Origin of the sequence: Rhodobacter maris (genome assembly GCF_900217815.1) — a bacterium.
GTDB classification, from domain to species: Bacteria; Pseudomonadota; Alphaproteobacteria; order Rhodobacterales; family Rhodobacteraceae; genus Rhodobacter; species Rhodobacter maris.
The window spans coordinates 1-7,414 of record NZ_OBMT01000029.1 but is presented as its reverse complement, the minus strand read 5'-3'; the positions used below and the strand labels follow the sequence as shown (position 1 = coordinate 7,414).

The following is a 7,414-nucleotide window of genomic DNA, read 5'->3' as shown; positions in this document are numbered from 1 at the left end:
GCGCGCTGGATGAACCCCTTCGGCCCGGCGGGCAGGAAGGTGTAGGTGATCAGATGGATCAGCCCGTCGACCGGCACCGCAACGCAGATCGCGGTCAAATCCGTGGTCTTCGAGAGGTCAATTCCCACCCAGGCATCGCGGCCACGAAGCGCGCGCAGATCGAAGGGCGCCGCCCCCTTGTCCCAGACCTCCCGCTCGATCCAGGACTGCGCGCCCTCGGTCCACAGATCCAGATGCAGGCGCCGGAAGTTCGGCATCTTCCCCGCAATCGCCTGCGCCTCGTGCAGCATCGCCCGGAACCGCTCCTCGCTGAACGTCATCCCGAGGTTCGGGTTTGCCATCTTCCACACCGCCGGATCATTCACGTCGCAGTCGAGCGGCGGCTCGGCCACATAGCCGAAGAAGGCGTCATCCTTCACATTCCCCCGCAGCACCTCGGAGGCGTATTCGCGCATCTCCCCGCACACCGACACCATGTCGGCCCCCGCCGTGGTGATCGCCCAATCGATCGGCTGCGCCCGCGCGATCATCGAGTTCACCACCACCTCGGCGAGCTCCCGGTCGCTCCAGCGGTGCACCTCGTCACGCGCCGCAAAATGCGGGTTGATCCCGTCCGAGGTGTTGCCGTCGCGCGAGAGGCATTTGATCACCCCGCTCGTCGCGGGCGTGTCGATCGAGGAGCGCCAGCTGCGCATCAGCCGCGTCAGCGCCGGGCTCTTGCCGATCATCCGCTTCAGCTCGCCAAAGAGGAGCCCCGCCTGATCGCGCGTCGTCGCCGCGCAATAGCCCTGCGGCGCCGCCTCCCCGTCAAAGAGCTGGGTATAGAGCATCGGCACCGCGGTGTCGGTGGTCTTGCCGTTCTTCTTCGCCACCTGGTGATAGGTCGCGCGGAACCGCCGCAGCCCGGTCTCTTCGTGTTTCCAGCCAAAGACCGAGCCATGCCGGAACACCTGCCAGGGCTGCAGCTCCAGGGGCTGGCCCGCCATCGGCCCGGTGGTGTGCTGGATCAGCTTCGAGAAGTTGGTGATCGCACTCGCCGCCTGACAGTCGAAGTAAAGGCCACGGTCGCGCCCGGTCTCCAGATCGCGCAGATGCCGCGCGCAGGCGAGCCGCACGAGCTCCCCCGCCACCTCCCGGCCCTCGATCACATCGCGCGCATAGCACGAGACCGGATGGTCAACGGGATCCATTGATCTGCTCCAGAAGGTCCGCAAAGAGATCGCCCTGCCCGCCCGAGCTCAGCCGCGCATCATCGACCGGCGTCAGCCCGAACCGCGCCGAGAGCTGGTTCATCAGCGCGATCGCCTGCCCCCGCTGCGTCCAGGCCGCGCGGTGCTTTTGCTGCAGGCCGTTGCGCGTCTTCACCTCGTAATAGCTGCCCATGATCGCCAGATCCCCGGTGAGCCGGATCACGTCCGCCACGCATTCGCAATAGGCCGCGAAGCTGTCCTCGAACGCGGGCTCCAGCCGCCCCTTCGCCACCAGCGACGGCGCGAGCCGGTCCCAGGCCTCGCGCGCCTCGCTCGTCATCCATTCGGGCGCCGCGGGCACCGGCGCGGTCATGTCCCCCTTCATCGGGATGACATTATGAAGCGAAGGCTTCGGCCCCTTCATCGTTCATCCTCCATAACTCTCAGACAGATGGGCTTTTTTTGCCAAATAGCCGGGCGCAAAAAGGCACCTCCACGGGCCGGTGCCCCAACGCGGTGCGAGATTTTGAGGGCACCCCCCGGTGGGGGGCGGCGCCCGCCCCCGAGATCAGGGGCCGCGACGATCCCCGTGCCAGACCTCGCGCGCGGTCTTGCGCGAGTGACAGGATTTGCACAGCGCCTGCCAGTTCGTGCGGTCCCACATCAGCCCCGCGTCACCGCGGTGCGGGGTCCGGTGATCCACCTCGCGCGCCGCCACGACAAGCCCGAGGCTCGCGCAATCTTCGCACAGCGGATGCCGATCAAGGAACGTCGCGCGCGCCTTGCGCCAGCGTTGCGTGCCGTAGAACTCGGCGCCCGCACGCGCCGCCGCCCCCGCCTTCGCCGCCTTGCGCCGCGCGGCGAGCTTCGCCTGCCGCTCGGCCTCGTGCTCGGCGCAATGCGCCAGCCCCTCAAGCGCCAGCTCATCGCAGCCCGGCGCGCGGCACAGTTTGCGCATCGGCCCGCCTCGTCATCGCTGTCTGGAAAAGCAAGCGCCCGGTCGGGTGGTCCCGCCGGGCGCTCGTGTAGATCATGCCAAGAGGTATGCCGCTGACGGACTCAAGCGTCAAGACCCTTTCTCAGGGATACCCCTGCATGCGCTCCAGCGCGGCGCCAAGCGCCCTGCGCAGCCGCTCCCGGTGCTCCCCCTTCGGCGCCCAGCCATGCGCCAGAAGCACCGCGCTCGGGTCCAGATCCTCAAGGCAAACCGCATCGACGAGCCGCCGATCAAGGATGACCGAGGCGCCGGGCCCGCGGGCGCTCGGGCGCACCCGGCGCACCACCATCGCCGCCCCCTCCCCGATCCGCGCCCGCAAAAGCGCAATCCGGCGCGCTTCCTCCAGCCGCAGGTCGGTCACATCAAGAGCGCCCCCGCCCGAGCCGCCCCGCCGCCCCTCAAGGCTCGAAAGCTTCACCCCGCCCGCCGCATGCCGCTCGACCAGCGTGCGGTAAAGCCGCGCCATCGCGATCTGCCCCGGCGTGAACGGCACCGGCTTGCCCGTCGCCCGCGCCCGCGCCTCCATCCGGTCAAACACATCCGCCGCCCGCACCGCCTTGCGCGGGCGCGCCTCCCCCGGCCCCTGATAGCCCGCCTCCTCGATCGTGTTGCGCGTGCCCGGTCGGATCTGACGCATCGTGATCACCCGGCACGCCCCCCGCGCGGGTGCCGCCACGATCTCCGGCCCGCAGCTCTCCGGCGCGCGCGCCTGCGCCATCACATAGGCCTGCGACAGCGCCTGCATCTTCGAGAGCGAAAGCACCACCTCCACCGGCCCGCCCGAGCCCTCCCGCCGCGCCCAAAGCTCCCCCCGCGTCACCGCCCGCGTCGACAACGCCCAATCCAGAACCTCCACCCAGGACCGGAACTGCGCCCGGTCCCGCCCCGAAAGCCCCCGGGTCGCCGCGGGATCCGCCGTCCCCGTCAGCTCCCGAACCGCCAGCTCCGCCAATACCGTCGCAGGCACAACCCGCCCGCCCGGAAACCCCATCATGCTCATGCTGCCCCTTCCTGCCGCGCCAGCGCGGCGATCTCCTGACATTTCGCCATTTCCGCCTTGCGCGCCTCGCGCCAGCGCATCACTTCGGGCGCCTGCGCCCGCCCCGCCGCCATCCGCTCCTCGATGATCGTGAGCCGCCGCGTGGCCTCTCGCCCCACCTCCTTCAACTGCGCCTCGACATAAGGCCCCGGCCAGCGCCGGTTCTTGCGCACATCCTCCAAAAGCTCCGGCGCCCACCCCTCGGCAATCGCCGCGCGCCCCGTCGCATGCGCAAACACCGCCCGCATCAGCGGCGACGGGCCCGTGTCCGGATCCTGCATGTCGAGCGCCCATTTGAGGATCTCATTCGCGATCGGGATCCGGTCCCGATCCTTCCCCGCAGGCTGCTCCGCCACCCGCTCTTCGAGCGCCTTCAGGTTGAGCGGCGTCATATAGGCCAACCGCGCGCACAGATCGTCGATCATCTCCTTGTATTTCGCCGCCGTCATCTTCGCCGGGCGCGCCAACCCGCGCCGCTCCAGCGGCTCGACCAGCAATTCCCGCACCCGGCGCGCCCCCGCCTGTTGCTCCGCGCTGTCCATTCTCCCTGCTCCTTTCTCAGCACTTATCCACATATCCACAGGCGCCCCCGCTTGGGTCTGTCTGCGGATTGGCCTCTATCCCTTTCAATGTCTTGTCCTTTTCCCTGTCGTGCAGGACAGTCCGAGAGTGTCCAAGACCGTCTTGAACTGTCTTCCGGACACTCTTGGACAGTTACGACCGGTCCGATCGGGCCCGCATCGTCAGCGCCAGCATGTGATCCGACCACGCCGACACCGCCCGCTCGATCCAGCTCGAGCTGCGGTATTCGCAGCCTTGGCTCATCAGCCATTCATCCATGAACAAAAGCGCCGCATCGTTTCGCGCCAGATCCGCCGAATAGCCCGACACGGTAATCCGCAACCGCTGGCGGCGCTTCGCGGCATTGGCGGCGTCATTCTTGGCGCGGTTGTCCTCCTTGCGCGCGATCGCCTCGGTCAGCGTGCGCAGCACCATCGGGTGCATCAGCCGGATCTCGCCGCCCTCGCACCGGCACCGCTCCCACCGATGCAACGGCCCGAACGGCAAGTTGCACAAAGCCCGCATATGCACCGGGTCGACCATCGCCAGCCGCGCCAGAATATCGGTGTCGACCGGCAGCGTGCCCACCGGCGACTGGTCATAAGAGATGAAGATCAGATCCAGATAGATCGCCCGGCATTCCGCCGTGCCGCGCAACCGCATGTCGGAGTTCAGCCACCGCCGCCGTTCCCAGGGCACGAAGTAATGGCTGTCGAGCCGGTCTTCATTCGACAGCGGATAGTCGAGGATGTCTTCAGCGCCAACCGGCGTGAAGGCCGCATGGCGCTGTTTCCCGGTCCCGATGAATGCCTCAGCCATCCCGGATCCTCCGCGCCCTGTGATCTGCCTCGTGGATCCGCACGCCCATCATTTCGCCCCGCGCGGCAGAACGCTTTTGGCCAGCGTGTCGAGCTTGCCCATCGCGCGCTGCACCTCCCCAAAAAGCTGCGCCAGCGCCTCGCCCTCCTGCCGGATCGCCGCCGCCGCCTTCTCGATCTCGCACTGCCGCGCGCGCCGATCCGCCAGCGCCGCCTCGACCCGTTTCGCCAGCGCGCCCAGATCGACCTTCGTCACCTGCATCTCGTCGTTCTCGCCGCTGTCGCCAAACGCGCGCCGCCGCTCTTCCGCCACCCAGCCAAAAAGGCAGCCGTTGCCGATCGCCTCCGCCACCGTCACATCGGTCTCCGCGCCGCGATAGCGCCCCGCATCGACGTTATAAACAACGTCGAGCATCTGATTGATCTCGCGCAGCATTTCGCGCGAAGGCGCACGCAGCACCCCGGTCTTGCCTGCCTTCTCCACCTTGCTCTTGCCTCCATCTTCCGCAAACGCCCGCCGCCGCGCATCGCAGCCGGGGCACAAAAGCCGCCCCTTCACGATCGCCCAGCCCTGGCGCACAAGCTTCGTGTTCACCTGCCCCTCGATCGGGCTCACCTCCCGCCTGCGGTTCATCCGCGGCGGCGCGCAGGCCACAACTTCCGCCCGCCCGCACTGATCGCAGCCCGCCCGCACTGATCGCAGCCCGCCCGCGCCCGCGGCGCCCCCGGCCCGCTGATCCGCTCCACGCTCATCGCATCCCTCCTTCCTCGGCCCACCGCCCGGCCCTCAAAACGACCGCGCCAGCAGGTCATCGACATCCGTCACCTCCGGCGGCACATCGACCCCGGCAAAGGCCTGCGCCAGCGCCGCCCAGGGCGCGCAGTCAAACCGGTCCAGAAAATGCAGCATCCGCAGGCTCGGCACCGCCAGCAGCACCAGCGCGCCCCCTTCGGGCGCAACCTGCACCAGTCGCACAAGCCCCCCGCCGTCGCAAAACCGCTCGATCGCATCGATCTCGCCGTCGCCGATCAAGGCGAGCTTCTTCCGCACCAGATCCAGAAACCGCACCATCCGCCCGGTCTCGACCCGCAGCGCCAGATGCGCCTCGCCAGACCCGCCCTCGATCACCATCGCCGCAAAGCCCGTCATGGCTGCCCCCCGCCCATGCGCGTTTGGAGCGCGATACGCGCCTTGCGCAGCGCCTCGATCGCTTCGTCGATTTCCTTCAGCGCAGCAGCATCATCATGCGCCTTCATCGATTGCGACGCGCGCACCAGCGCCGCCACCGCCTCGCCCGCCTCCCGCGCAATCTCCCCCGCCTGCAACGCCAGCTCCGCCGCGCTCGTCACCGCCGAAACCGCCGTCTCCGTCATCCGCCGCGCCAGCATCCGCGTCACCGGATACACCCCGAGCGCATCCTCGATCGCCACCACATCGGCCACCGTGAAGTCGAGCGAGCCCTCCCGCTTGCGCGACACCGTGCCCGGCGACACCGCATCGCCCCAGCGCGCCTCAATCGCCGCCGCCGTGCCATGCACCCCGCCAAGCCGCTCGGTCAGCGCCCGAACCTGCATCCGTAACGTCGCCCGGAGATCAAACATCAGAGCCCCCCGAAACCTTGTTTTCTTGTGAGAAACAGGGGCGCAAACGATCTTGCCGGTATGAAACAGGAGCACTCATCAGCGCACGCCCTCCGCCCCAAAACCCGACGCGGGCTCGGTCTGACGGGGCAACAACACCCCCTTCGCAACCGTTTCGCATCCCGATCTGTCATGCATGCGCACCAGATCTTCTGCGGAAACAGAATACCCGCGGCGCCAAGCGGCACGCAAAAGCCCCGCATGGTAACGCGCAGGGATCGACTCTACGCGGACCCATTTGTTCACACGGTCGACGGTCACCCCCAAATCAGAGGCTAAGTCGCGCCGCACAGGCCACTGGTCGATCAGATTACGGACGGTTTTGCATGTGTTCATACCAGTTCATTAGTGGACAAAAGGTCCATTCGTCAACGATGGACAAAAGGTCGATGGACGTTTTTTCCAACGCCGCGCAACCTTCGGGCATGAAAAAGCTCGTCGCCGCTGCCATTCTCTCACCCGAAATGCACCCTGATCGTGTCGGGGAGCGGATAACTGCGATCCGCGAGACACTGAGCATGACCAAGGCTGCGTTCGCTGATTCCATCGCCTTAGATCGGAGCACGCTCACCAAGGTCGAGGCGGGAACAAAAGGCCTCGACATTGCGATGGGAGCCAAAATTGCCGATCTCTACGGGATAGGACTAGACTTTATTTACCGGGGCATCCTTTCTGATGCACCGCTCGAAATCCGCGCCGCGCTAGCTGAGAACATGCATGCAGCGCGGACGGCTAAGGTCGCCGCGAGACTCGCCCCCAAAGAGCATTGAGCTTCGCCTTAATGCAACATCCTGCGCAGTACGTTTCCTTGACCGACGCCCCAGTCATGCGCGCCGCTCCGAGAACCAGCAGATCGAGCATTGAATACATGCATTCATCCCCCCTCAAGAGGGGTTATTTCAAAGACCCCGAAGAACGACAATGGACCTTTGGTCTATTTTAACGCTTGACTAGTGGACTTTTTGTCCATCTTATTGCCTCCTAACCACAGCACAGGAGGCAATGATGCGGCGCGATGAACCCAGATTTCTGCGACTGCGCGACGGGCTCACCGCGCCGCATCGGCCCGCCTTCCCGCTCTCGACCTTTGCCGCGATCCTCGCCGCCGGGCTGCTCTTTGCCAACCTCGGCCTGCGCACCGCGTTGAACCTCGCCGCAGCGCTTGAGC

General features: G+C 66.9%; 10 protein-coding genes. 1 reads left to right on the top strand and 9 read right to left on the bottom strand.

Going from position 1 to position 7,414, the window contains the following annotated elements; translation table 11 throughout:
• From CRO22_RS18065 to CRO22_RS18025, 9 genes are all read right to left on the bottom strand, one after another.
• A partial coding sequence (locus CRO22_RS18065; RefSeq protein ID WP_097071541.1) for a terminase large subunit occupies nucleotides 1-1,190 on the bottom strand: 1,190 nt, incomplete at its 3' end.
• Nucleotides 1,177-1,614, bottom strand: coding sequence for a P27 family phage terminase small subunit (locus tag CRO22_RS18060; RefSeq protein WP_097071540.1), 438 nt, complete (start codon nucleotides 1,612-1,614; stop codon nucleotides 1,177-1,179). The genes CRO22_RS18065 and CRO22_RS18060, both read right to left, overlap by 14 nt.
• A gap of 144 nt (nucleotides 1,615-1,758) precedes the next feature.
• Nucleotides 1,759-2,148: an HNH endonuclease signature motif containing protein gene (locus CRO22_RS18055; protein WP_097071539.1), complete on the bottom strand. Its 390-nt coding sequence runs from the start codon at nucleotides 2,146-2,148 to the stop codon at nucleotides 1,759-1,761.
• A 121-nt stretch (nucleotides 2,149-2,269) separates the two neighbouring features.
• On the bottom strand, nucleotides 2,270-3,187 hold the full coding sequence (locus tag CRO22_RS19380; protein WP_097071538.1) for a hypothetical protein: 918 nt from the start codon (nucleotides 3,185-3,187) through the stop codon (nucleotides 2,270-2,272).
• Nucleotides 3,184-3,768 carry a hypothetical protein gene (locus tag CRO22_RS18045; RefSeq protein ID WP_097071537.1) on the bottom strand — a complete coding sequence of 195 codons (585 nt, stop codon included), beginning with the start codon at nucleotides 3,766-3,768 and terminating at the stop codon, nucleotides 3,184-3,186. The genes CRO22_RS19380 and CRO22_RS18045 overlap by 4 nt, the downstream gene beginning before the upstream one ends.
• A 172-nt stretch (nucleotides 3,769-3,940) precedes the next feature.
• On the bottom strand, nucleotides 3,941-4,606 hold the full coding sequence (locus tag CRO22_RS18040; RefSeq protein WP_097071536.1) for a hypothetical protein: 666 nt from the start codon (nucleotides 4,604-4,606) through the stop codon (nucleotides 3,941-3,943).
• A gap of 48 nt (nucleotides 4,607-4,654) precedes the next feature.
• Nucleotides 4,655-5,221 (bottom strand): hypothetical protein, encoded by a 567-nt coding sequence (locus CRO22_RS18035; protein WP_141399487.1) that lies wholly within the window; start codon nucleotides 5,219-5,221, stop codon nucleotides 4,655-4,657.
• A 171-nt stretch (nucleotides 5,222-5,392) separates the two neighbouring features.
• Nucleotides 5,393-5,755, bottom strand: a complete 363-nt coding sequence (locus CRO22_RS18030) for a hypothetical protein (protein ID WP_097071534.1) — start codon at nucleotides 5,753-5,755, stop codon at nucleotides 5,393-5,395.
• The gene (locus CRO22_RS18025; RefSeq protein ID WP_097071533.1) at nucleotides 5,752-6,207 is read right to left on the bottom strand and encodes a hypothetical protein; all 456 of its coding nucleotides are present in this window, start codon (nucleotides 6,205-6,207) and stop codon (nucleotides 5,752-5,754) included. The genes CRO22_RS18030 and CRO22_RS18025 overlap by 4 nt, the downstream gene beginning before the upstream one ends.
• A gap of 428 nt (nucleotides 6,208-6,635) precedes the next feature.
• Between CRO22_RS18025 and CRO22_RS18020 the strand changes: the two genes are divergently transcribed.
• Nucleotides 6,636-7,016 carry a helix-turn-helix domain-containing protein gene (locus CRO22_RS18020; protein ID WP_141399486.1) on the top strand — a complete coding sequence of 127 codons (381 nt, stop codon included), beginning with the start codon at nucleotides 6,636-6,638 and terminating at the stop codon, nucleotides 7,014-7,016.
• Nucleotides 7,017-7,414 lie beyond the last annotated feature (398 nt).

Bases quoted from the DNA above. Each gene is read 5' to 3' on its own strand.
- CRO22_RS18060 (WP_097071540.1), bottom strand. From the start codon at position 1,614: ATGAAGGGGCCGAAGCCTTCGCTTCATAATGTCATCCCGATGAAGGGG.
- CRO22_RS18055 (WP_097071539.1), bottom strand. From the start codon at position 2,148: ATGCGCAAACTGTGCCGCGCGCCGGGCTGCGATGAGCTGGCGCTTGAG.
- CRO22_RS19380 (WP_097071538.1), bottom strand. From the start codon at position 3,187: ATGAGCATGATGGGGTTTCCGGGCGGGCGGGTTGTGCCTGCGACGGTA.
- CRO22_RS18045 (WP_097071537.1), bottom strand. From the start codon at position 3,768: ATGGACAGCGCGGAGCAACAGGCGGGGGCGCGCCGGGTGCGGGAATTG.
- CRO22_RS18040 (WP_097071536.1), bottom strand. From the start codon at position 4,606: ATGGCTGAGGCATTCATCGGGACCGGGAAACAGCGCCATGCGGCCTTC.
- CRO22_RS18030 (WP_097071534.1), bottom strand. From the start codon at position 5,755: ATGACGGGCTTTGCGGCGATGGTGATCGAGGGCGGGTCTGGCGAGGCG.
- CRO22_RS18025 (WP_097071533.1), bottom strand. From the start codon at position 6,207: ATGTTTGATCTCCGGGCGACGTTACGGATGCAGGTTCGGGCGCTGACC.
- CRO22_RS18020 (WP_141399486.1), top strand. From the start codon at position 6,636: ATGGACGTTTTTTCCAACGCCGCGCAACCTTCGGGCATGAAAAAGCTC.